At 59.7% G+C, this 24045-nt stretch carries 25 protein-coding genes; 15 read left to right on the top strand and 10 right to left on the bottom strand.

Annotated features, from left to right (window positions below; translation table 11 throughout):
• Nucleotides 1-3 precede the first annotated feature (3 nt).
• The 6 genes from LY284_RS36575 to LY284_RS36550 all read left to right on the top strand — a co-directional run bounded on the left by LY284_RS36575 (nt 4) and on the right by LY284_RS36550 (nt 3093).
• On the top strand, nt 4-435 hold the full coding sequence (locus tag LY284_RS36575) for a hypothetical protein (RefSeq protein WP_033537031.1): 432 nt from the start codon (nt 4-6) through the stop codon (nt 433-435).
• A 202-nt stretch (nt 436-637) separates the two neighbouring features.
• Nucleotides 638-1060 carry a phospholipase D-like domain-containing protein gene (locus tag LY284_RS36570; protein ID WP_233392132.1) on the top strand — a complete coding sequence of 141 codons (423 nt, stop codon included), beginning with the start codon at nt 638-640 and terminating at the stop codon, nt 1058-1060.
• Nucleotides 1045-1467, top strand: coding sequence for a hypothetical protein (locus LY284_RS36565; RefSeq protein ID WP_144403811.1), 423 nt, complete (start codon nt 1045-1047; stop codon nt 1465-1467). Before LY284_RS36570 ends, LY284_RS36565 begins: the two co-directional genes overlap by 16 nt.
• 567 nt (nt 1468-2034) lie before the next feature.
• A complete protein-coding gene (locus tag LY284_RS36560; protein WP_033537028.1) occupies nt 2035-2235 on the top strand; it encodes a hypothetical protein in 201 nt (66 codons plus the stop codon).
• A 10-nt stretch (nt 2236-2245) separates the two neighbouring features.
• Nucleotides 2246-2542 (top strand): hypothetical protein, encoded by a 297-nt coding sequence (locus tag LY284_RS36555; protein ID WP_033537027.1) that lies wholly within the window; start codon nt 2246-2248, stop codon nt 2540-2542.
• Nucleotides 2539-3093: a hypothetical protein gene (locus LY284_RS36550; RefSeq protein ID WP_033537026.1), complete on the top strand. Its 555-nt coding sequence runs from the start codon at nt 2539-2541 to the stop codon at nt 3091-3093. The genes LY284_RS36555 and LY284_RS36550 overlap by 4 nt, the downstream gene beginning before the upstream one ends.
• Before the next feature lie 732 nt (nt 3094-3825).
• Here LY284_RS36550 and LY284_RS36545 read toward each other — a convergent pair.
• On the bottom strand, nt 3826-4152 hold the full coding sequence (locus LY284_RS36545) for a hypothetical protein (RefSeq protein WP_144403810.1): 327 nt from the start codon (nt 4150-4152) through the stop codon (nt 3826-3828).
• Nucleotides 4153-4535: 383 nt separating this feature from the next.
• Here LY284_RS36545 and LY284_RS36540 point away from each other — a divergent pair, with 383 nt between their 5' ends.
• From LY284_RS36540 to mobF, 5 genes are read left to right on the top strand one after another with little or no spacing between them, the layout of a single operon-like run.
• On the top strand, nt 4536-4916 hold the full coding sequence (locus LY284_RS36540; protein WP_033537025.1) for a hypothetical protein: 381 nt from the start codon (nt 4536-4538) through the stop codon (nt 4914-4916).
• 4 nt (nt 4917-4920) lie between these two features.
• Nucleotides 4921-5271 carry a hypothetical protein gene (locus LY284_RS36535; protein WP_033537024.1) on the top strand — a complete coding sequence of 117 codons (351 nt, stop codon included), beginning with the start codon at nt 4921-4923 and terminating at the stop codon, nt 5269-5271.
• On the top strand, nt 5268-7286 hold the full coding sequence (locus LY284_RS36530; protein WP_051996577.1) for a type IV secretion system DNA-binding domain-containing protein: 2019 nt from the start codon (nt 5268-5270) through the stop codon (nt 7284-7286). Before LY284_RS36535 ends, LY284_RS36530 begins: the two co-directional genes overlap by 4 nt.
• Complete coding sequence (locus LY284_RS36525; protein WP_033537023.1) at nt 7286-7756, top strand: hypothetical protein; 471 nt, start codon at nt 7286-7288, stop codon at nt 7754-7756. Before LY284_RS36530 ends, LY284_RS36525 begins: the two co-directional genes overlap by 1 nt.
• A 1-nt stretch (nt 7757) precedes the next feature.
• Nucleotides 7758-11300 (top strand): MobF family relaxase, encoded by a 3543-nt coding sequence (gene mobF / locus LY284_RS39175; protein ID WP_051996575.1) that lies wholly within the window; start codon nt 7758-7760, stop codon nt 11298-11300.
• Between the two features lie 77 nt (nt 11301-11377).
• Here mobF and LY284_RS38905 read toward each other — a convergent pair whose 3' ends face one another.
• Genes LY284_RS38905 through LY284_RS36490 form a run of 7 tightly spaced genes read right to left on the bottom strand, consistent with a single transcriptional unit; the run spans nt 11378 to nt 17199 of the window.
• Entirely contained in the window at nt 11378-11506 is a 129-nt protein-coding gene (locus LY284_RS38905) for a hypothetical protein (protein ID WP_255725350.1), read from the bottom strand.
• A complete protein-coding gene (locus tag LY284_RS36515) occupies nt 11493-12401 on the bottom strand; it encodes a hypothetical protein (protein ID WP_033537022.1) in 909 nt (302 codons plus the stop codon). Before LY284_RS36515 ends, LY284_RS38905 begins: the two co-directional genes overlap by 14 nt.
• A gap of 4 nt (nt 12402-12405) precedes the next feature.
• On the bottom strand, nt 12406-12741 hold the full coding sequence (locus LY284_RS36510; protein WP_029672532.1) for a hypothetical protein: 336 nt from the start codon (nt 12739-12741) through the stop codon (nt 12406-12408).
• 8 nt (nt 12742-12749) lie between these two features.
• Entirely contained in the window at nt 12750-14168 is a 1419-nt protein-coding gene (gene traN, locus LY284_RS36505; protein WP_051996573.1) for a conjugal transfer protein TraN, read from the bottom strand.
• Nucleotides 14169-14176: 8 nt separating this feature from the next.
• Nucleotides 14177-15454 carry a hypothetical protein gene (locus tag LY284_RS36500; protein ID WP_033537021.1) on the bottom strand — a complete coding sequence of 426 codons (1278 nt, stop codon included), beginning with the start codon at nt 15452-15454 and terminating at the stop codon, nt 14177-14179.
• A complete protein-coding gene (locus tag LY284_RS36495) occupies nt 15451-15999 on the bottom strand; it encodes a hypothetical protein (RefSeq protein WP_029672559.1) in 549 nt (182 codons plus the stop codon). The genes LY284_RS36500 and LY284_RS36495 overlap by 4 nt, the downstream gene beginning before the upstream one ends.
• Nucleotides 16000-16011: 12 nt before the next feature.
• The gene (locus LY284_RS36490) at nt 16012-17199 is read right to left on the bottom strand and encodes a hypothetical protein (protein WP_233392129.1); all 1188 of its coding nucleotides are present in this window, start codon (nt 17197-17199) and stop codon (nt 16012-16014) included.
• Nucleotides 17200-17343: 144 nt separating this feature from the next.
• Here LY284_RS36490 and LY284_RS36485 point away from each other — a divergent pair, with 144 nt between their 5' ends.
• The 3 genes from LY284_RS36485 to LY284_RS36475 all read left to right on the top strand — a co-directional run bounded on the left by LY284_RS36485 (nt 17344) and on the right by LY284_RS36475 (nt 20334).
• Complete coding sequence (locus LY284_RS36485) at nt 17344-18855, top strand: GspE/PulE family protein (RefSeq protein ID WP_233392127.1); 1512 nt, start codon at nt 17344-17346, stop codon at nt 18853-18855.
• Nucleotides 18852-19481, top strand: coding sequence for a thiol-disulfide isomerase (locus LY284_RS36480; protein WP_033537020.1), 630 nt, complete (start codon nt 18852-18854; stop codon nt 19479-19481). Before LY284_RS36485 ends, LY284_RS36480 begins: the two co-directional genes overlap by 4 nt.
• A gap of 331 nt (nt 19482-19812) precedes the next feature.
• Nucleotides 19813-20334: a hypothetical protein gene (locus LY284_RS36475; protein WP_033537019.1), complete on the top strand. Its 522-nt coding sequence runs from the start codon at nt 19813-19815 to the stop codon at nt 20332-20334.
• A gap of 71 nt (nt 20335-20405) precedes the next feature.
• Here the strand turns inward: LY284_RS36475 and LY284_RS36470 are convergent, their stop codons facing one another.
• Together LY284_RS36470 and cadR are read right to left on the bottom strand one after the other, a co-directional pair.
• Nucleotides 20406-20609, bottom strand: a complete 204-nt coding sequence (locus LY284_RS36470) for a hypothetical protein (RefSeq protein WP_144403809.1) — start codon at nt 20607-20609, stop codon at nt 20406-20408.
• Between the two features lie 443 nt (nt 20610-21052).
• Nucleotides 21053-21484: a Cd(II)/Pb(II)-responsive transcriptional regulator gene (gene cadR, locus LY284_RS36465; RefSeq protein WP_033537018.1), complete on the bottom strand. Its 432-nt coding sequence runs from the start codon at nt 21482-21484 to the stop codon at nt 21053-21055.
• Nucleotides 21485-21573: 89 nt separating this feature from the next.
• On the opposite strand from cadR, the gene LY284_RS36460 reads away from it, so the two are divergent.
• Entirely contained in the window at nt 21574-24042 is a 2469-nt protein-coding gene (locus LY284_RS36460; RefSeq protein WP_075583539.1) for a heavy metal translocating P-type ATPase, read from the top strand.
• Nucleotides 24043-24045: the final 3 nt, after the last annotated feature.

The raw sequence follows: 24045 nt of genomic DNA, 5'->3' as shown, positions 1-24045 counted from the left end.
CCTATGGCACATCTCTACTACTACCACCAGCTCACCCTTGAACAACAGGTTCAGGCGCTGAAGTTTTCCGAGGAAGTGCGTCCGGAGTGGCAATGCTACATGGTCGATTTCCGGGGCGACGTGTTGCGAGGTTTGCCGCTGAACCCGATCCTCCAGACAGGAACGGTCCGCGTGGCGGACAGCGAGCGCGCGCAACTTGCAAAGTTTCATCGCGCAGAGATCGAATTCGTGGTTCGGCATGCGATCGGAGACTGGTCAGAAATGTCCCCCGACGAGTGCGCAGCAAACCATCTCGCCATCGAGAACGGGGCTCCCGTCATTTCACGTTATGCAGTGGGCGACATCGCCCAGGTGTACGTAGTCACGCCTGCGGACCGGCTTCACACGCAAGTGATGGTGAGCCTCCACGCCGGTAGCCCGCGAGGCGTTCAGTAATTCATAAACATCATCCGCTACGGGAATCATCATGCGTCGTTGCATTACTGCGGCCGCGGTCGTCTTTGGCTGTGTTGCTTTCAGTGCGCCCGCCCGGTCATCGCCCTGGTCCTCGCAGCTTGAGGCTGCACGGGCGACACATACCGCGAGCGTTCCGTCCCAGCGGGTCAACTGGTTCGCGTTCTCACCCGAGGATCACGGAATGGACCTTGTGATGTACGGCGTCTATTCCGCCAAACGGTCGATACATGTCCTGTCGTACGTGATGACGTATCGCCCGCTGCTGCAAGCTCTCGCCGCCAAGGCGCGATCCGGTGTCCAGGTCGCTGTCGTGGTCGACTACGGCGAGAGTATCGCTAACGACCGCAGTGGCTACATCCGGCAAGGGCTCGGTTACCTTGAAAACGCAGGTGTAAGAGTGTGCGCGATCGACGCCTACAGAATTTCGCACGATAAGGCGATGGTGCTGGACGGTCGCAGTGTGCAGACGGGAAGCATCAATTACACGGCTGCCGGCGCACGCGAGAACAGCGAGAACGCGGTCATTGAATGGAACGACGTCGACAGTGCAGCCGGCTTTGAACGGCATTTTCAGACGAGGCTCGAACAATGTCACCCATTCTGATGGAGTCGTCGCGTCAGGCGCCGCATTGCGACGACGGCCGTATTCGTGTGCTCGGCGCGCTGCACATCGCTGTGAGCATTGGCGAGCTGCTGTCGGGGCGCGTCAGGTCTTCTTTGCCGGTTCGCGCCTCCCAATGGTCGACGCTTGGCGAGCATGTCCGCGCATGGCGGTTGCTGCTGGCCGACGACGCGTCGAGGATCGACCCGCACACGAGATCTCACCTCAGCCTGGTCGTGCGGCTACTGAATACCCTCCTCGAGCAACATTGCGCCGGCGACGAGCCTGACCGGGAAATGTGGGATACCGTCATGCCCACGATTGCGTCCGCCGCCCGTCATCTCGACGCCTTCCCGCTTCGGCAGCGGAAAGCGGCCAGTCGGCACTTCGCTGCGTATCGGCCGTCGTAGTTCAAGTCATAGCACCAGCTGCAGGGGCATTTCCGGGCAGAGCCCGGAAACCGCTACGGCGTGCCCGGCACGCTGCGCGAGCCGGTCATCGAGCCCCGTCCCGGGTCTCGCCCCTTCGGGCTTTCATCGCTTGCCTTTCGGCTGACGCCGACCAGAAGGGACGAGTCCCTTCTGGACATCCAACTTCCCGAAGTGATGCGGCCTGCGGCCGCATGAAGGGCGCTCGCCGCGCGGCGTTTTTACCCTCTCGCGCAGACACGCCGTCGCCAGTCCCCTGAGTCCGCCGTCCCTTTTCGCGACAGTAGCCCTCCGCCGCGCCCGGCCAAGGGTTCGCTTCGCCGTGTCCTCGCCCGTTCGGTGCTCGCCTGCGGCTGCGCTCCGCATGCGGCCTCCGGGCACGCCCTTGTCCGTTCGCGGCTACGGGCTCCTTTGTCGCCGGGACGACGAACTCAGGGGACTGGCGGCAGCACGGTAGCAGCTGCCGGTCGGGCAAAAACAAACCCTACGAAGGGACTCGGAATCTAGGGTCCCGGTCAGCCTGAACCCCTTAAACCGAACGGAGCGCACATGAAATCGAATCTTCTTCGCCGCATCGCAGCTTTCTTTCTCGGCTGCGACCTGAACGCAGAAATCCGCGTGATGTACCGCTGGCGTCGTGAGGAGGATGACGTGCGCGCCGTGCGTCTCGAAACCGTGATCGACGGCCAGCCCAAGCGCGTGACGCTCTACCAGCACACGCCCGGTAACTGGTCCCCGATGGCCATTTAAGGGAGGCACCGTGAGCAGCTATTCGTTTGCGCTTGAAGCTCGCGCCGCATGGGCACTTCACGTCGTCGCAGTGATTGCAGGCGATTCGAAGGCCGCGGACGCTTACCGCGCCGAGGCACAGATTATGGCGATGGAGAGCGGACGGGCAAGCCACACCGAAGGTGTTAGCAGGCCCAACCTGGTGTCGGACGTTCCCGCGCTGGTCGGCAAATGGACTGCAGGTTGGAATGAACGAGCGAGAGCCGCGCTCCCGACTATCCACGACCTTATCGAGGCCGCCCTCAACGCTAACAAGGTGACGCAATGACAGATACGCAGAAAAGCACATTTTCGACCGCACTCGACGCTCGCACGCAATGGGCGCTGCACCGCGTTAGCGTGGTTGCTGGCGATGACAGGGACGCCAAAGACCGGCTTTTCTGGGCGCTCAACTACGCAAAGCGTTGTGGTGATGTCGCCGGGAGTGACGATTGTGATGTGCAATGTCCGGCACTTCTCGCCGATGTTCAGCCGCTTCGCAACGCGTACATCGAGGCGTTCGAGGCGGTAAGGGAGCGGCGAGAAAAGCGGCGCACCCGGGAAGGTATCGACTCCGAGCTAACGGCGATGGCCGACACGGCAAGGCGTGGATGCGGACTCTCATACGAACTGTTCGTAAAGCGGTTTTCACAGAACGTGGACGACTTTCTGGACGCGCTCGAAGTGCCCTTCCGAGACCTCGCCCTGGAGATTGCCAAGGGCAAGGGCTACGCCACGCCGGAGGAATGTCAGGCGATGCAGGATGAGATCGAGGAGTCCGGAGGGTGCTCACTGACGGGGATTGATCCCTGGTGTTGCCCTTGCGGTAATCACGAATAGCGGACTACGGAGGCGCACCCGTCGTGCGATGCACGGCGGGCAAAGTTGCGCATGCGAAAAACATTCACAGGTGGGGGTGACTGCAATTTCCGCGGTCGGCGCGGGCGGGCCGGCTTCTGCGCTGCGCGCCGAATCCACCCCGCCCGCGCCGGGCACAGCACTCGCGATTTTGAGCAATGACTTGCTCAAAATAGGTCCGTCCGATCCGGCTACCGGCGCTCACGCGCCGCTCGCCGGATCTACCGTACGAGTGGCCGCTCGCGGCGCATTGCCATGCAATGCCGCCTCTCGCGACTCCACGCTACGGAACGCTCCGCGTCCCTTCGCCTAGCGCACGGCACGTCATCCTGATGGAGACGTCGCCGACCTAAACGCCGCTCTCATTTTGGCCGGACTCTCGCATTTGAACCGGTGCTGGCCCGTGCCGGTCCAGCATTCACTTAATCCAGCCTAACCGATTAACTCGTACCCTCGTCATCGGTCAGGAAGCCCCTGAAAATGGAAACGGCGACCAGGGGTCGCGCGGGACTATCGTCCCACACTTGCCCTTGGCCGCCGTCGCCGCTCACCGCCGCGGTTCTTACACCGCACGTTTCCCACAAGCTCCACCGCACCCCGCGGTACCGAGTTTTCCACAACAAACCCCGTTGTGGAAAACTCCCGCGGCGGACGGCTCTTGCGATTTATATCAATCGCGGCCGTCCGTCCGGTGCCGTGGATTTGTGGAAAGCGCTAAGCCGCCTGCGCCTGCGCTGGGCTTGCTTCCTTGGCGCTATCCGGCGTGCGCGCCGGGCTTTCGCCCGAGGCTTGCACGCCGAGAAGCGCCTTGACCTGCGGGACAACCTTCTTCCACTCGTCGACGCTGATCACATCCAGTCGCTCGGATTTGAACAGATCGAAAATCGCCTTACGGTTCTTCTCGACGTTCTCTCTCTCTTCGCGCCTCGCCTGTTCCCTAAGCGCTGCAAGTTGCTTCTCCATGTCGGCGATTTTCTCAGCGGTAGACAACGCCGGCCGACGTCCACGCGGTTTCTTCTCAGTTACGTCTTGCTTGCTCATGATGCTCATCCCATAGTGAGGTTGTAGTCGGGGGATTCCGTAGTAGCGTGCGCCGGTGCATCATCGCTTTCTCACGCCCAAAAATCAATTCCCCGGAATCCCCCGACGCTGCAGGGGCATGCCTTTTCCCCGTATTCCGAGGCAGCAGGAAAAATCAAAACCGCCCCTCAGAAAGCACAGACATGACGCACGTACCGTGCACACGTCAAAACCGTCGCAAGCTCATGATTTGGCGGTTCTTTTTGCGCACCAAAAATTATAATCAGTTCTTTCCATGAAAGAAATAAAGATGTAAAATCGCGCATGAAATCAGAGAGATACATAGTGGTGCAAATTGCACCACTTGCCGATCAATCAACCTCAAGCGAGAGAGACCAGATACCGTGAAGCCGTCAATTCATTTCCGCGTTGAATGGGACGAATACGAGCATCTAAAACAGGAGGCGAAGAAGCGCAAGATCACTCACAACACGCTGGCTCGCCTCTACCTGCGCGACGCAATCTCCGGCTACGACCGCATGCACGAGGTCCTGTTGGAGACCAATCAGACGCTACAAGCTCAGGTAACAGATCTGCAGGAAGCGGTTACCAAACTCTGCATTCTCGCGGCCGGGGCGCTCGCGTCCTCCGCAATCCCTCCGGGACTCGCCAGCACGATGCCAGACAGCGTGAAGGATCAGGTGAGAGGGCATATCCGGGAAGCGATCAAGCAAGGAAAGTTCATCGACCGCGCATACGACAACGGGACCTTCAACGGGGATTGACGCCATGTTTCTTCCTATCGACATCGAGTCCGTCAACCGTCAAGAGCAGCTGGAGGAAGGCGAGTATCACGCCTCATGTCGTACCTACGCCTCCGAAGACGGCGCCTGCACGATGCTTCACTTCGAATACAAGCGGGTCGGTGACGAGCTGCCGGGTGCCTGCGAGATCGTGTTTGTCGAACCTGATGGCCGCGTCAGGGCGTGCGATTTCCTGCGTATGCCAGACCGTAGCTGGCGAGACAGTTTCGGCGCACGCGCGGATTCCCTGCTTACCCTTTTGCCGCATGACGCCGCGGGGTATCGGCTGTTGAGTGTGTCCGAACTGGGTGTGCAACATGTGGGGAATGCAACATGAGCGAGAAGATCATTTCCGACGCGGGTGCCGGTCGTGCGCTCTTTCTGACCCGGATGAAGTTGACCATCCATGCGGTGTCAATGTCGCTGTGGGCGGGTGCGGTCCCCGGGCTGATCGTTCCCATTGTGCTCTGGATGTCATGCCTTTCGCCTCGCGATGTCGATATCGTCAAGCTCAATATCGTGTCGCACTTGGTCAAACAGGACACGCCCCGTAAATGGCGAATCCGGGACGACGCGGGTCAGGAGCAGATTCTGACCGTGATCAAGTCCAGTGGGGACCCGGTGCAGTTGCTAACCGCTGCCCAATACCGCAGTGTGACGACCTCCATCTCGCGGCCTGTGACCGTCTTTGGCTATGTCATGCTTTCCAGCATGCTGTGCGGCCTGCTCGGATATCTGTCTGTCTGGTGGTCGCTTAGCCGTCTCGGCAAGCGTGCCCGCGAGAACAGGCGGGTCGATGGGGTCGAGGAGCTGGTCGAGCCGAAAGAGCTTTCGCGTCTCGTTAGAAAGGAGGAAGCCGGTCCCTACACTGTACTGGATGTCGCTCTGCCGAAATCGGCACCCATGCAGGGTATTCAGTTCATGGGCGCGCAGGGCACCGGGAAGTCGCTGGCTATCCATGACCTCATGCAGCAGGTCTTTCAGCGCAAGCGCAAGTGCATCATCTATGACCAGAGCGGCGAGTATTTCAGAGCCTACTTCCGTCCGGGAAAGGACTATTTTTTCAACCCGTCCATGCTGGGCTCGGTGCCTTGGTCTATCTTCAAGGAGCTGCAGAACACCTACGACTCAAACACCTTGGCGCACGCCTTTCTGCCGCCGAAGGCAGGAGTTGTGCACGGCGCAAGTGCGTTCTTTGAAGACGCTGCCCGCGCGCTGTTCTCCGTCATGACTTTGCGGCTACGCCAACGCGGTGCTGTCTACACGCGGACGATCGCAGAGGCTATTTTGAGCATGCCGGAGGATGAGCTCGAACTGCTGATTCAGGAGTCGGTTGCAAGTTCGGCGGTCGGCGGCGATTCGAAAGGGCAGCGCCAGGGTGTCATCAGCTCCATCGCGATCTATCTCGACGGGATAGCGGCGGTCCAGGACGGCGAATGGACGTTGCGCCAGTTTTTCGAAGCTGACGACGATGCGCGATTTTTTATCGTTAGCACGGACGACACCAAAGCGATGTTCGCACCGCTTTACCGGCTTTTGCTTGCGATCTCCTTTGGCATCATCGCCGCCAAACGCGAGATCTGCCACTACGACCGTTACTGGTACTTCCTCGACGAGGTGCATGTTCTTGGCGACATCAAGCTTGATGAGACGCAGGCGACGCATCGCAAATATGGCGTGTGCGTGGCGACCGGGATTCAGGCGGACACTCAGTACATCACGTCGATCGGGCATGAACGGGCGAAGACGCTGATGAACTGCTTTAACACGTCCGTAATGCTGCGGGCGAACGAGCCAGAGATGCGGGATCGCATGGCAAGACGCCTCGGCCGGATGGACATGGAAGTCGTCTCCAACGGGCAGGCTCTGGCGGTGAGCGACTGGCGGGACGGCGGATCGCTGAATCAGGGGCAACAGGAAAAATGGCTGGTGATGCCCGACAAGATTGGCAAGCTGAAAAACTGCATGGCCTACGTTCAGGTGCCGGGTGACTATCCCGCGACACTCGTCAATTACCGTCACTGGCTGCCGGCGTGGTATCGACCGTGGGCTCGCGTTAATCGACTTGCCGCGCGTCAGGATGACCCGCCACGTGACCCGAGATTCAAAATTGTGGTCGCGGAGGGGCAGGACGCTCTCGCGAGCGTTCGCGCGGAAGCTGAAGCGAAGCGGGTCGAAGCGGAAAAAGCTGCCGCAGCGAAAGACGCGATCGAACGGACCGGCAAATGGGTTGTGACCGATCTTGAAACGGGCGAGATCATGCCAGCAGAGAATCATCACGAGGAAGCGCTCGCCGAGGGAGCGGATGGTGACCTCAACGAGAACAGCAATGACGAAGGGGGGCTGTTTTGATGAAAGGGCTTTTCATTCGTTGGACCGTCACGTTCGCGGTAATCGGCATCGCGCTCGCATGGGCATTTTTCCCGCAAATCCGCGGAGTGGCCGCCGATTGGTATTCGGGTAATGCCGGCATGCCGGCGCTGCAAGATGCGGAACTGGCTGGCATCCGCGAGGTGAAATTTCTTGGGCACGACCAGATCATCGCCAACGTCGCCGTGTCCGATTTGCGCGTGATAACAGCAGCTCAGGGTTTTGCGACGATCGGTCTGACGCTGGCGAGCAGCGAGCCGACGGCGTTGTATCCAAGTTTGCGCGTCTACCTGCAGGCGAACCACCAGACCGTGCGCACGCTTGTCATTGGTCCGGGCGCTTACGAGCATCACGCAACCCTCGTAAATGAGCCGGTGAAGGTATCGATCAGGCTGCAGACCGGCGAAACAGGTTTTACGGCGAGCGCTTTCTACGGCGCCGGAGGGACCTGACGTGATCTCGAAGGAGCCAATCAAAAGCGTCGGCGACGCTGCGCGATACCACGACAAATCCTTCAATCAGGACGCCGGGCAGAAGGCGGACAACTACTACATCAACGAAAAGGCAACCGCCCGCTGGGAGGGGCGAGGCGCCGAAATTCTTGGCATTCGCGGCAACGCGGTCGAGAAGAAGGACTTCGTCAATTTCCTGAGCGGAAAGCTAGTGAACCCCGAGACTGGCGAAGTGGTCGACCTTGCGAAAAACAGCAAAGGCGATAACCGCCGGCCGGGAATCGACTTCACCGTTGCACCGCCAAAAAGCGTTTCAATCGCCGGCCTCGTCGGAAGGGATGACCGGATTGTTGCGGCCCATCTGGTCGCGAACGAACGGACAATGCAGTGGTTTGAAAAGCATGCATCGATCATTCGCGTGAAAGATGAGAACGGCCGGAATCGGCAGGAGCGCGCGGGCAATCTGCTTTACGCGAGCGTGCTTCACGAGACCAACCGGGAGAACGAGCCGCAGATTCACAGCCATAACGTCATCGTCTCGGCGGTTTATGACGAAAATCGGAAGGTCTGGCGCAGCCTCACGAATGACATGCTGCACAATCTGCGCGCGCAGGGCGACGTGATCTACAAGGCCGAACTTGCGGGCGCCTTGAAGACCTTGGGGTACGAGCTGGAATACGCCACCAACGGCGTGGACTTCGAGATCAAGGGCTTTACCAGAGAACACGTCGACACATACAGCACACGTGCGACGCAGGTACGCGATGCGTTGCTCAAGCGCGGCATAGATCCGGGCGAGGCGAGCTTCGACGCTCGCCGAATTGCGAAGCTGGACAGCCGGGCGGCCAAGCAGGAGCATCCGCGCGAGGTGCTGCAGGAAATCTGGCAGGAGACGGCGCGAAAGGCCGGTCTGGACGTCGAGGCTATTGTTCAGTCTGCGCGGGACCGTACGCCACCGTTGACACATGACCGCGGCGCAGGCGTGGATCGACCGCGCGCGGATATCGGACGGGATGGAAGCGAACAGTCGGTAAGTCGGGACGCCACAGACGGCACTGAGGCGGCCAATGCACAGCGCTCGTCGCGCGGCCGGGAGGGCGTCGAGGGCGAGCCAAGCCTGGGCGCCATGCGCGCTGTGTCATGGGCCATCGAACACCTTACTGAACGAGAGCAGTCGTTCGAGCTGGCCGATCTCGAAATCGCAGCGGTCAAATTTAGCCGCGGGATGATCGACGACGTCGATGCAGCCGTGCAGCGACATATCGACAATCACATGCTGGTCGAGCGTGGCACGACCGACGACGGCAGACTGTTGTACACGACGCACCGCGCGATCGATAGTGAGATGCGACTCGCCGAAAACATCCAGTCGGGGCGAGACGGCGGAAACATCATCCTGGGCAACGAGTCCGAGTTCGACGCTGCGCTCAAAGCTTTCGAGCAGAAGAAGGAACAGAAGACCGGCAAACCATTCAAGCTTTCTGGCGAGCAGATCAACGCGGCGCGGAACGTGCTCATGCATCCAGACTCGTTTCAGGGCATCCAGGGCGAGGCAGGAACGGGCAAGACTGCTGCGCTGGCAATGGTCAACGACGTGGCGCTGGCAAAGGGATGGGACGTCATTGGCGTGGCGACGTCGGCGGCGGCAGCGAAAGAACTGGAGGCCTCGAGCGGAATGAAGAGCAGCACGGTTGCTGCCTATTTCGCCGCGCGCGATACGCAGATCCGTACGATCGAGTCACGCCTGGGGGAGCTGCGCGACGCGCTGGACAAGCGCGAGAACATCCGGGATACCGGCGCACTGCGTATGGAATCACGCCGGCTGACAGTCAAAGGCAGCGATATCGATTTCGGCACCAGCCGTTATTCGTTCGATCATCAGCGAGGGGAGGTCTTCAAGTCGCCCGACAATCTGCGCAACGCCATCGGCGCGGTGCTGACTGACATTGCAGCGCGGCATCGGACCCAGCCCGGCGAAGCAGTGAAGGAGCGCGAGACCTTCGGCGCGCGTATTCAGTCAGGCGCATTTGATCTTGCCGCATCGCTTGGACGCAGACTCTCGACATTCGGACAGGTAGGAACGGTCGAGGCCATTGCTGCACGGAACACGCTCTACGAGACGCGGCCGGGGCCCGGAGCCGAGTTGCAGCGCGAGCTGCTGGTCAAACAGGCTGAGCTGGCCAACCTTCGCAGATACGGCAACATTGAGGGCAAGAAGACCCTGATCGTGATGGACGAGTCGTCGCTGACCGGTGCATTCGACACCGAGAAGATCTCTAACCTCGCGCGAGAGATCGGCGCGCGTGTCGTGTTTCAGGGCGACATCAAGCAGCATGGGAGCGTGGCGGCCGGCCGCGCGTTTGAGCAGGCTCAGAACGCCGGTATGAATGTTTCGGTGCTTGAGGAGACGCGGCGTTTCGTCGATGCGACTGCGCCCACGCAACAGGCCTTGCTCGAAATGAAGGCGGGAAACTACAGCCGGGCCGTGGAGATGCTGGATACCGTGACCGTGGACCAGGGCAAGCTGGCCACGACCGTCGCCGAACGCTATTTCGAGAACCTGCAAGCGCTCGAAGCGCGCGGCGTCGAAAATCCGAAGATTGGCGTTGTCGCGATTACCAACCGCGACCGGAAAGCAATCAACGAGGCTGTCCACGCGAAGCTTGCCGAAAACGGGCTTGTGTCGGGTCAGGATTTTCACAAGCCACATCTCGACGATCCGAAGATGACCGGTGCGGAGCAGCGGTACGCCGTCATGTTGCGCGAGAAAAAGGTGAACGTGCTCGTTTACCGCAAGACCTATCGCGAAATCGGTGTCGAAAATGGCGACGTGCTGCACGTGAAATCGTATGACATCGAGAAGAATCGCATCCACGCCGTGAACGCCCAGGGAAAAGCTATCGAGATCAATCCGCAGCGCCAGGACTATTTCTCGCCTGCGGTGCTGGAAGGCCGGAAGTTCTCTGTGGGCGATCGCATCGAGACGCGCGCGATCATTCGCCTGCCAGCGCAGGAACTGCAGCGGATCGACAATGGCACGCCCGGCGTCATCACCGAAATCGACGAACAGGGAGCAAAGGTCCGCTGGACGCGGACCGGCAAAGAGTCGTATCTGAAGAACGACGACATACGGTTCGTCGACCACGCGTACGCGCACACCTCGTACAAGGAGCAGGGCGCGACGAATGATCGCGAAATCATCGCTGTCAGCGTGACGGGTGCCAAGGTTTTCAATCGCGAAGCTGCCTACGTCGCGGCATCGCGCGCACGGGACAATACAGAGATCGTCACAGAAGACCGCGACGGTATGTTGCGTAACGCGGGCAAGGAGGTCGGTAAAACAACGGCCGTCGAGTTTGAGGCAGCTACGCGCAACGCGGCGACGTCGCAGCAAGCAAACGCGGCGCAAAAGCAGACAAACAAGCGCGACCGATCAGCGACGAAGGAGCAGGTGCGGGAGGTCGATGCGCACGCGCAGCCAGAACGCCAGACGGACCAGGACAAGCGGCAGGGACAGGAGAAGGGGAAGGTGCTGGAACTCTGACAGACTGCAGCCATACGCTCGCGCAAAAGAAAACGGCCCGCCTTAGACAAGGCGGGCCGTTTTCACTTGGCGTCGCACTACGCGTGCTGAGCCAGAGAGATGATCGCGGCTACCGCGATGGCGGCAAAGGCCACCCAGGTAATCCAGCTGTTTTTCTTTGCCATCTTCTGGCCGAAAGTTTCCTTCTTTGCCTCACTGCTTGTCATTCGATGCCTCCTTTTGGCATTTACCGTCAGCTACACATGCGTCCCAAATCGCGACGCGCTCCTTGAAATCTGTCTGCCGTGCGGCATCCACCGCATCGGCTGTGGTATCGGCCGCCGCGAGCGCGACGATCGCTTTCACGAGGGCATCCTGTTCGGCCTGCGGCGTTTTTTCTGTCTTGTAGGCGATCACAATTTCGCCCGGAGTGTCGGGCCTGAAATCCACGCGCCGTACGTCGATCTGCCGGTATGCACTCGTGTCGAGCGCCGGCAGGACAGCAGGGATCAATGCGGCGCGTGCGGGCCGGGGTACATTGCCAAGATCCTCGGCAATACCTGAATTCGCCATGACCTGAGCGCCGGCTGCCGTGCCGAGCCCAGGCACCGGAATGAAGAGCGCACCGATCGACAATGCGTCGCCCGCAATGTTGCGGACCCTCACACGTGCGGGCAACGAGCGGGGATCACCCTCGCGACGTACGAACAGTTGCCGGTAATCGAGCTGCGCCTTGGCGAACTTCGGGTAGTCGTCGGGCGCGAGCGTCGTCGCGTCCCCCACGTGGAAGAGATATGCAGACTTGCGGACCAGCGTTGTCTTCTGTGCCGCCAGTGCAGCCTGGGCTCCAAGCGTCACCGGATTGTCGCTGACGCCTTGAAGCACCAGTGGGCTTCCGCGGTAGCGCGTGCCGTCCAGCATGATGTCGTACGAGACCTGACGGTCACGGATTGCGTCAAGCGTGTCCTGCTGCACGGAGGTGTCGCCAGACCAGGAATCGACCGGCCGCACGACGATGACATGGGCGGCGTCAGTATCGAGTTCAACCGGCTGTGCCATGCTACAGAGCGGCGCGCCGGCCGCCGCCGTGGCGAGCACAAGCGCTTTGAGCATCCTTTTCATTGAGTCAGACTCCGAGTTTGAGCGTTTGGCGGATCTTCTCGCATGCCGCCGCCTGTTCGGCAAAAGCGCCGACATTGTCTTTCAGGCTGCTGTTTTCAGGAAGCAGCTTCGCGAGCTGGTCGCTCAGTGAGGCGAGCTTCGTCTCGTCGTCCCGGTACTGCTTGTCCAGCGTCTTGACCTGCGCGTCGAGCTTTGTCAGCTTGTCGGCCTGCTGTTTGTTCTGCACTTCAAGCGAGCGCTTGGAAAGATAAGTAACGCCGGAAAAGGCGAGCGACGCTACCAATGCGACTGCGCCGAGCGCGGTAAAGATCTTGGTGATGACCGGTTTACGGGTGTCCATGTTCGGCTCTATTTGGTTGAGTAAGTGGGTAGGACCGGGTTGCTACTGGATTGCACGGTGCCGCTCTTGCTGTTCTGCTCGATCGTGTTGTAGTTGCCCGGGATGTTTTTCGGCACGTTCGCCAGCGCCTGCTGCTCCATCTGTGCGGTGAATTCGCTGAAGTCGATCTTTGTGAAGTCAATCGCACTGACCTGGGCTGGCGTCAAGCCACCACAACCTTCCAGCGGCAAGCCGAGCTGGGTCTTACCCTGTATGTTGATGATTTTGGCGAGCAGCGAGTTGAACGAACAATAGTTGTCGACGTACTGCACGCAAGCGCCCAACACCTTCTTTGAACATGTCTCGTCGATAAACGTGCTGAGGTCCGCGCCCTTGTGTAGTGCGAGCAACTGTTCTGCCTGCGAGCACTTTGAAAGCGACGTGATCACCTGTATCGCGACCATTGCGGCGAAGACATACGGGTTGAACGCGAGATAACCGTTAGATCCGAATGTCGCGAGTTCGATATTGCCGCCGAAGAGGCCGGCCCCCATCGAACCCCAGCCAGCCGTGAAGCCGAACGCGCCGACCGAGAAGCCATTGGCTGCGAGGTTCGTGCCGAGGTTGCCGCCGCCGTTTGCTGCATCAAGCGAAAACGCAGTCGTGAAATTCTCCGTCAGTGCGTTCGTGAAGATGCCGTTCGTGTACATGGCATCGAACACGTAAGGCGAAGCGAGGTCGATCGCCTTCTCGCCTGCATACTTCACAAGCGACCCTGCGGCGCCGACCGCTGTAGACATCGCTACGTTGTTCGACGTCGCTCCGGGCGAGCTCTTGCAGCAGTTCTGGATGCCTTCGTAGCCCTTGCGGCAGCTTTCGGCAACGCCCTTGAAAATGGTGTTGCCGTCCGTATAGGTTTGCCCCTCGCCAAGAATCTCGAGCCCCAGCGCACCCTTGATGAACGAGTCGTTATTGTTAGGCGGGGTCGGGAACCCACCGTCGTTAAAGAGGCCACTCGTGCAGTTCAGGTTCTGTGCCGTCTGTTGCGCCTGGGTCTGGCATTTATACGTATACGTCCACTGATCGCACTTGCCGGTTTCGGCGATCGTGTCATTACAAACGCTTGAGACAACGCCGCACGCCGGGTCGCTACGATACTGCCCGCAGGTATCGGTTGTTGTTCCTGTGCACGCGTAGTTGTACGAATACTGCCAGCAGCTGTATGGCACCTGGAGTGCGCCAGACGGCAGAGAGGCGTTCGACAGGCAAACCTGCTGGCCGTTCGAATCTGTCTTGCACGGCGTGGTGTCGATGCATGTCTGCGAGCCAGGTACAAGCGAACATGCTCCCGCTCCGTAGGTTTGTGCGAAGGCGACGGGAACGTTGCAGGCGAACGTGAACAGCAGAAGCGCAATGACCTGCCGTAGGAAGCGGGAGAAGTTTGTCATGTGCCTTCTCAATTCGTAGGTGTGGCGAGCGACGAACCGGCGCTCTGTTCGTAGACGCCACATGTATCCGTCCACGTCGTGGTAACCGTCTGCTTGACGCAGTTGGTTCCAGTGAGCGACTGGCCAGATGGGCAGCTATACGTGATCGTGGGTGCCGTTTGCGTGACCGATACGCATGACTGGCCCTGCACCGAGCCGCCGCTCGGACAGTTGTACTGAGCGCCCACGGTGATGGTCTGGATACACTGGGCGCCATCCCACGAGTATCCGCTCGGACATGATTTGAGCGGGAGGAACCAGCACGTCCCCGCGTAACAGGTCACGAGATCCATCCCCTCATAAGTCGGAGGGTAAGCGGTCACGTCTGAGAACTGCTTCATGCACGTGTTGTTGCCCGAGATCGTCATGGGCGTCGTATCACTCGGGCAGGTCATCGAGGCCGCAAGCGTGTTGGTCTGGACACATTGATTAGCGCCTGACTGAATGTACCCGGCCGGACAGGTGATGGTCGGCGCATAGGTGTACTGGTTTTGACAAGCGCCATTGACGAGACTCCCGCCTCCCGGACAGCTTTCGGTTGAAATGGCCTGATTGATCGTGTTGACGATCTTCGCGCTCAGATACTGCGAGCAGGCGTTTTCTTCTTCGTCGGTCGACACCGTGCAGGTGTTGTACGCATATTGCGCGGGCTGGGTAACGACGGTGTCAGAGGTACACGTTTGCGTGAGCGTGTCCGTGGCTGTGTTTCCCAGGTTGCCTATCACCTGAAAGATCGGGTCCGACGACGTCACTTCATTGCCGTAGTTGTACTGTCCTTGACCAGCGCCGTAGGTGCCCGCGCAGTTGGCGGACGAGCCAAACTGAGTCGAAGTCGCGCCAAGCACTGACTTCTGGTTCCCGGTCGGCGTCATGCACTGTTCATTCAGGAAATTGACGGCGGCACAGTACTGGTTCTGGTACGGGTCACTTCCGGGGGTATAGCTGGCGCAGTACGACTCAGCCTGGCGTCCGAACGCCGTCAGATTTGAATTCTTCGCAGCGTTCAACGAATCCGATGCAGTGTTTGGATTCGAAAAGCCACCGAGGCCTGTTGGGACCGACGAAGATACGCCAGTCTGGTTGCCCCAAGTGCTCGAACTTACCCCGGTCGGATTGACGATCTGCGAAGGAGAAGTCGGCTTGATCGAGTTCGCGAAGGCTGTGCCATTCGCCACGTCTGAGGCACTTTGCGCATAAGCAGCCGTAACGCCGCAGGCGAGAAGGAGGACGGCGATAACGCGCTTCATTGACGGCTCCCCTTTGCTGCGGGTGCGTCGGGCGTGGCGCTTCTAACCGCTTTGGCGGCCTGTTCCGGGGTCATGCCGCCAGCGGCGACGGCACCTTGAATCGCGGCAGCGACTTCAGGTGTGTCAACTGGCGTGGACGCATCGGCGCACACGCTGTTGTAGGGGACGAGTTTGTCGGGGTGCCCCTTGCACATGCGCAAAGGCGGCTCGCCGTCTTCACAGATGTTGAACTGCCCCGACATATCGGAGTACATCACTTTCGCGCTCGGCTGCCCGATGATGAACCCGACACGTCCACAAAGCGGCTGTTGCGTGAAGCGGGTAATGCGCTGCGCGTAAACAACGACGGGGCCGCTGTCGCCGGTTCGCTTCTTGATGGCGACGACGGCTTTGCCAAAGTTGCCGTCGTCGGACAGGGGCGCGCTGGCCGAGCCGTTCGAAAGCGCCTGCGTAAATACGCTTGACGGTCCTTCGTCTGCACGAGCCAAGGTGGAAATCATCACCACGAACGCGCATAGGGACCAAGCCGGGAGTGACAGCCTCATGGGTTCTTTTCCTTATTGCCTTGTATGGCTGACAAATGGGGCGAACTGGTCAACGTCCTGTTGCCGGAAGGGGAGGTAAGGAACGCTCCACGCATAGTGGAAATGGTTGGATGCGCGCTCCTTTTCCAGTGAGCGGATCTCGGTAGGGACAAAGCCGACGATTCCAGGCACTACGGTGTTGTAGCGGATCAGGGCCTCTTTAGGGTCTGCCGCAATATTGCCGGTCTGGCGGTAGCAACTGATCGCGTCGTCGCGCAGGGTATTGCCATCGAGATTGTGACGGTAGCGATCGACCAGCATGTACTTGCAGGCAAGGTATTGGGGATCGGCTCCCGCGTCATGCGTCACTTTTGCGAGCAGGGGATAGCCGTCGTCAATGCCTGCGACGATCGATTCGCGTAGAAGGGTCACGCGTTGTGGCAGGGTTACGCGGTCGTCGTAGAGTGCCTTTGGAATGCCGGCCAGACTGGACCAGCATGACTGTGCGTAACGAGCCGCCTGCGCGCGATCGCCAACCCGATAGCTGAGGAATGCACCAAACCCGCACACACGATAGGAAGCGTCCGGGCTGATGGACGAGGCGCGCGCGATATAGCCAAGCGCGTTATTGAAATCTGCGCGGGACCCGAGTTTTCCATAGGCCGACGCGACAGCGAGGTTATAGATCGCTGGCTGATAATTGCGGGCGGCCGCTGCCTGATATAGCTGTAGCGCGCGAGAGACATTCTGTGGATTCCCGAACAGGCCATATTCAGCAGCGAAGCCCTCGAACGTCAACGCTTCGGGGATGTTCTGATCCGCCAACGCCGCGAGCTTGCCAAGCAGATCCGTGCGCTCCGCCGGCGACGCGCTCGTCAGTTGGATCATCCACGCGATCATCGTCTCGCCGTCGTTGCTAACGACCGCGTGGTTTCCATATTTCAGTCGCTCACCCAGGACCTTCGCCTTGGGCAGCATTGCTTTTGCCTGTGCGACCGCGGCGTCATTCACGCTGTCGATCACGGATCTGTTTTGACGCTGGAAGTTCGACTGGAGCTGGCTGAAGACGGGCGAATTGAATGTTGACTCGGCGAAGCCCTTGACGCTCTCAGGCGTCGTTGGCTGCATCTGAGCAGCCGAATAGCCAGGCAACAGCGCGGCCAGACAGGCAGCAGAAAACAATGAGAGACATCCCCGTGTGGTCGTAACTTTGTTCTGCATCGTTCTATTGAGAGGGCAGGTTACCTTAATTATAATCAGTTATCGTGCGGACTCAAATTTAAATCTGCGACTCGGCGGGTACGCAACAGATGGTCCAGCGCAGAGACCTCAACGGGGTAACGAGCGATGCAAATTAGAAACGGGATGCTGCTGGAAGAGATACCTGAAGTCGACGGATTGGACGACCTGACTGAGGAAGAACGCCGGAGCGTCATGATGATCCGCGAGGGCAGCAGTGAGCAGGCGCCCATCGAACTCGCCATTCGCAATCTTTTCGTGTGGGCGATTATCAGTAAGGCCGAAGACGTCCACATTGAAGGGCGAGGGCACCGGGACTCGCCGACGGTTCATGTGCACGTGAGACTGCCAGGCGGCATGGTGAACTTCAAGTTCGAACCCCGAGGCAAGGAAGCGCGGCATTGGGAAACCAAAATGTTCCAGCTCACTGGCACGTCGCAGGGGGCCACGACGCCAGAGATCGCTTCAACGCGTTTTGACATCGTGCTGCCGTCTGCTTTCGCGTCGCGGCATGGGCTAAAACCGTTCGAGGACGATCCATCCTATCGGGTGGACATCCGGGTCGAGTACACGAGGACATACAACGGCTTCGCTTTCATCAGCCGCCTGCTCGATTCTCAGCGCGCGCCGAAACTGGAGGAGCTGGGTCTTTCCTACACGCTGTACCGCATCATCCTGCGTGCATTGAACGAACCGAGTGGCCTCATCCTGGTGACCGGGCCGACAGGCTCGGGAAAGACCACACTGCTAAACGCCATGCTAGCGGTGCTGAACGACGGCACGCGAGCGATTGATACCGCGGAAGACCCGGTTGAGATCGCACTGCGCGGCATAGGCCCGATCAAACAGCGGCAGATCGGTGGAAACATCACCTTCCCGCGCGCCTTGCGCTCGATGCTTCGGTCGGGCCCAGACGTCATCCTGATCGGCGAAATTCGCGACGCGGAGACGATGGAAATCGCACTTCAGGCCTCGCAGACAGGTCACATTGTTCTCGCGACGCTGCACACCAACGACAGTGCTGAAACCTTCTCCCGGGCGCTCGATCTCACGCTGGACAAGGGCCGGGACGCATTCCGGCTCGCGCAGAATCTCAAACTCGTGGTCGCGCAACGTCTCCTGACCAAATACGAGGGACCGGTGGTGAAACGCCGGCTGACGCGCGATGAGCAGCAATGGCTCGATGCGAACGGCATCCCGTACGGCGACGATATCTCAGAGGTCGTACCTGAGCGGGTCGTCGGCAAGGTGGCCGTACTCGAGGCGGTTGTCACAACACCTGAAATCAAGCAGGTTATCCGGGCTGACCGGATGGATACGTCAGCCATCTATCGTGCGGCGTGCGACCAGGACCATTTCGAGCCGCTTGCGACCGGAGGAGTACGGGCGGTGCAGGCGCACCTGTCGACTTTGCACGAATGCATGCAACGTCTCGAAGGCAATACCGACGCCCGTATGCACCCGAGCCTGCGGGTTCGACTGGCGCGTCAGCACGGTCTGGATTTTGTACAGGTCGCTGATGCGATCGATGCCTATCACCTGGACGCCGACAGCGGCAGCAAAACCACGATCGAACAACACATCGAGACTGCCACGCTTGGCGCGCTGAACAAGGTCATCGAACAGGAGGCGGCATGAAAGGCATCGCATCACTCATTGTGGCGGCGGCCGCGGCGACGTTTGCATGCTGTGGGCACGCGCAGGTTCCAGCGGGGATGGAACAGCTCAAACCCTATTTGCAGGTAAAACCGGTTGCGGGCGACGAGGAGACGGTCCGCGTATTCTTTTCTCCGAGTTGCCAGTTTTCAAGAAACTACTTTCAGTTTTTTAAAAATCTCGAAGCAACGATGCCGAAACCCAAAACGTTTGAATTCACGCCTTTGGTAAATAAAGGAGATGGGCTCGCCTTCGCATTAAGCTTTTTAGCCGTCGAGAAATATTATCCGTCGTACGTCCATAATTTTATGGAGGCGTCGTTTATTGGAGCACAAGACCTCGGTATCTCGACCGTGAATTGGGCCGGAATTGACCGCATCGGGAAGGCGGCTCACGTACCAGTTTCCGTACCGCTGCTGGTCAAGCAGCACGAAGCCGCCCTCAGGACTGACCTGGCCGCGCTCCTGACGCTGCAGAAGGACCTGCAGGTGACAAATACGCCGGCCGTCTCCGTTGCCGGAACTTACATCGTCACGCCGGAATTCACCAACGGGGACGCGCAGCTCTTCAGCCAGCTGGTCAACGGCATCATCTCGATGGCTCGCTGATGGCGGGCCCGAACCAGAATCTGTCGCCCGCGAAGGAGACGCGCGGGCGAAAATACGCGCTTACCACATTACATTTCTTAACAGTTTTCAAAGCTACCGTCATAATTGTCCGGTTAAGATTCCGGGCTCTGCGTTGCGGGCTTCGTTTTTGCTGGTTCCCCGCAAACCTTTGCTTGCAGGCCGCTTTCGTTCGACCATTTCTTATTTCAAACCAGCGTTGTAAAGTGCGCTGGTAGGGTCTTGCGCGCGTGAGTCGAGACAACTTGAGTTATGAAACTGTAATGTGCTGCACGACCTGTCACCGGAGAGTGGCGAAAAAAGTTGAAGACCTATGCTGACGGACGAACAGAAAAAACTTATTACTAAGGGTCTCAGCAGGGGAGTCGCCGACACCCAGATAGCCGAAGCCATCGGCGTTAAACACATGCAGGTGTTCAACTACCGGAAATCCATCGGCGTCAGCTCACAACAGGTGGTCGAAGCGCGGTACGACACATGGATACGGTTGCTTGAGGCAGGGATGAGCGTTGACCTCGTGGCTTCCATGTACCAGGTAAAGCCTGAGTCCGTGCTGAATAGCCTGTACCGGAAGCGCGATTTCTCTTACACGGAAGCGAAGAAGCGCGGTCAGAAGGCGATCGAGGCGGGTTTCCGCAAGGCGATGGGACTGACCGCTCAAGACCTTCAGGAGCAACGGACTCAGGCTTGGGTGCGGCTATTTGACTCAGGCATGTCGGTGGAAGCGATTGCGGACATCTACAAGCTGAAGGCCTCGACCGTGCGCAATGCCATCAGGAAGGCGACGGACATGAAGGTCCCTTCAGAGTCCGCACATGGGGCGTTCGACTGGTGAGAGGCAGCCTAGAAACGCAAAGGGCGAATTTCGCATGCGAAACTCGCCCTCTTGCTACCACTTAACAAACTTCAAAAACCGGGGCCGGGTCGTGCGCCCCAATCGTTATTCGGGCCGCGCGCGCCTTGCCCAAATCCATTTGGATTGACGTGATTGAACCCGCTCGGTCCGACACCGGACCCAGCGACATAATCACCGTCTTCATCCTCATTATCGAGCGGAATGCGCTTAACTAATTCGAGGATTTTAGCCGCCGCGTTTTTTAACATCGACATGATCACCTCTTCTGCTTTAAACCTTTTCTCTAGGCTAACACAAAAGCCCGTTTACGGGGTCGCCTTGATTTCGGCGCCAAAATCGGGTTAGGTCGAGCACGATCTGACAAGGGTTTCCCTTGTGCCCCCAAATAAATACTATTTAAAATCAGAGGCTTCCTGTCTCCCTTTAGGCGCTTGCGTTTATCTTTTTGCGTCGCGGGCAGCCTAGCAATTCGTTTCCGGACTAAGGGTACCTTCTCGTCGAAGACTCGATTTCAGCAATATGCGGGCGCAGGAGGCACGAGGTGGCCGGACGGAGCAATGAAACAGCGGCCACACGCGATGCAGGTACCAAGTCCCTGGGCCGGAACCCCAGCGTGCAATGCCTTTGTGCAGAGAGGAGTTCGCGGGCGGAGGACGTCCAGACTGAGCGTTGAAACGAACGCGGATGCCCGAAGTTTCTATCCCAAGTGGGTCGTGCGGGGCTTCGGCGAGATCGTGTCCATCGATGTCAAGCCTTGAACAATGCCGCAGTTCTCGACGACTGCCCCTCCGCCGCATCGCTGCCTCAACGCCGTCAATTGCTGACGCAGATGCGTGAGTTCAGCAATCCGTTCGTCGACGTGCGCAATGTGCTCATCCACGAGCGCGTTCACGTTTTCGCAACCGCCGGACGGGTCGTCGGAGGCAACCAGCAGCGCCCGCACTTCGTCGTGCGTCATATCGAGCGCGCGACAATTCCGGATGAAACGAAGCCGATCGACGTGGCTTGCGGTGTAACTACGATAGTTCGCGCCGTTTCGCTCGGGCGGAGGGAGGAGCGCCTCTTTCTCGTAAAAGCGAATCGTCTCAGTCGTGCAGTTCGCCAGTTTCGCTAATTCCCCGATCCTCATCTTTGGCGTCCCTTCTCAAAAAAAATCCTTGACCTTGAAGCAACTTCAAGGTGTGTACTGCGAGCATACAGCAGAATAAGGATACGAGCATGGCACACGGCGAAGACAAGACGACCGCTCAAGCGCTCGCTGACAAGTCGAAGCGGGAACCGGGGAACGATCCCATAGCGGGTTGTGGCGAGGCGGTTTGCTGCAGCGGACCTGCGCAGCTACCCCTTGACTTGCAAGCGTCAAGCGGGACGCAAAAGCACGAGCACGCACATGGGAACCGCGACCACGGCGCGGACGATCACCACGACCACGATCATTCCCAAGGTGGCGATCATCCCCACGCACATGCTCACGCCAACGGCGGCGAACATTCCCATGAGGCGCACGACCATGGCGACTCGTGCTGCGGCACTGCGCCAACCTCCTTCCAGGCCCTTGCCGGAGCGGTTGCCGTGGGCGGCTCGATCCGCACCCAGATGCGCATCCTGCAAATGGATTGCCCGACCGAAGAAGCGCTCATCCGCAAGAAGCTGGGCGGCATGCCCGAGGTGGCTGAGCTTCAGTTCAATTTGATGCAACGCGTGTTGACGGTGGTGCACCGGCCGGACGGGCTCGACGCCATCGTCAAGGCACTCGGCACGCTCGGCTTTAAGCCCGAGGTCGCGGGCGCAGCAGGCGATCCAGGTGCCTCGCCTGCCGCATCCGAGGTGCGCAAGCCCTGGTGGCCTCTTGCGGTGGCCGGTGCGGCCGCGGTTGGCTCGGAGGCTGCCAGTTGGGCGGGCGCGCCGGTCTGGGTCGTAGCGGCCCTTGCGCTCCTGGCCGTCGCTTGCTCCGGTCTCGGAACCTATAAGAAAGGCTGGATTGCCATTCGGAACCGCAATCTCAACATCAACGCGCTGATGAGCATTGCCGTGACGGGCGCGCTGCTGCTCGGGCAGTGGCCCGAGGCCGCGATGGTGATGGTCCTTTTCACCATTGCGGAACTCATCGAGGCGAAATCGCTGGACCGCGCGCGCAATGCGATTCAAGGTCTGATGCGCCTTGCTCCCGACAAGGCGACCGTCAAACAGGCGGATGGATCATGGGCGGAGATCGAGGCCGCGCAGGTCACCATTGGGGCCGTGGTGCGTGTGAAGCCCGGCGAGCGAATCGGACTCGACGGAGAAATTGTGAGCGGCCGCTCGACGGTGAATCAGGCGCCGATCACCGGCGAGAGCTTGCCGGTCGACAAGGCGCAGGGCGACGCCGTCTTCGCTGGCACGATCAACGAGGCTGGCTCGTTCGAATACCGGGTGACGGCGGCGGCCAACAACACGACGCTTGCACGAATCATTCATGCGGTCGAGGAGGCGCAAGGCGCCAAGGCGCCGACACAACGCTTCGTCGATCAGTTTGCGCGCGTCTACACGCCGATCGTTTTCGTGTTGGCCATCGGCGTTGCCGTCGTTCCGCCGCTGTTCTTCGCGGGCGCGTGGTTCGACTGGATCTACAAGGCCCTCGTGCTGCTCGTGATCGCCTGCCCGTGCGCGTTGGTCATTTCCACGCCGGTCACGATCGTCAGCGGCCTCGCCGCCGCGGCGCGCCACGGGATTCTGGTGAAGGGCGGCACCTATCTCGAACTGGGCCGCAAACTTGCCTGGCTGGCGCTCGACAAGACCGGCACGATCACGCACGGCAATCCCGTTCAGACCGAATTCGAACTTCGCGCGGTCGATCAAGACAGCATGATGGTTCGCTCCATCGCGGCGAGTCTCGCGGGGCGCTCAGATCACCCCGTCTCATTGGCAATCGCGCAAGCGGGTGATGCAAACGGCGTCGCTCGACTGAGCGTCGATGCGTTCGAGGCGATTCCGGGCCGGGGCGTCGCAGGCGTCGTGAATGGGCAGCGCTACTCGTTGGGCAATCACCGGCTCGTCGAGGAGCTCGGTCGCTGTTCGGTCGAGCTCGAATCCCGACTGGATGTACTCGAGCGGGAGGGCAAGACGGTCGTGATGCTGATCGACGAGACTCGCGTTCTCGGACTCTTCGCGGTAGCTGATACCGTGAAGGACAGCAGCAAGGCCGCCATATCCGAGTTGCACGCACTGGGCGTTCGAACGGCGATGCTGACTGGCGACAACCCTCACACGGCGTCGGCCATTGCGAGTCAGGTCGGCATCGATCGCGCGGAAGGCAATCAGCTTCCGGAAGACAAGCTCGAAGTCGTGAAGACGCTCTCGGACGGTCGGTCGATGGTGGGGATGGTCGGCGATGGCATCAACGATGCACCGGCGCTTGCACAAGCTGATATCGGCTTCGCGATGGGCGCGATGGGAACGGATACCGCAATCGAGACCGCCGACGTCGCGCTGATGGATGACGATCTGCGCAAGATTCCGACGTTCATACGGCTTTCGAGGGCGACGCACAGCATTCTAGTTCAGAACATCACACTAGCACTGGGGATCAAGGCCGTGTTTCTCGCGCTGACCATCGGCGGCTTGGGCACCATGTGGATGGCTGTATTTGCGGACGTCGGAGCGAGTCTGCTGGTCGTGGGGAATGGACTGCGACTACTTCGCAAGTAAATC

The sequence above is a fragment of the Caballeronia sp. PC1 genome (assembly GCF_021353155.1).
Lineage (GTDB): Bacteria > Pseudomonadota > Gammaproteobacteria > Burkholderiales > Burkholderiaceae > Caballeronia > Caballeronia cordobensis.
The sequence above is the reverse complement of the archived record's forward strand: the minus strand, read 5'-3'. Positions and strand labels throughout refer to the sequence as shown.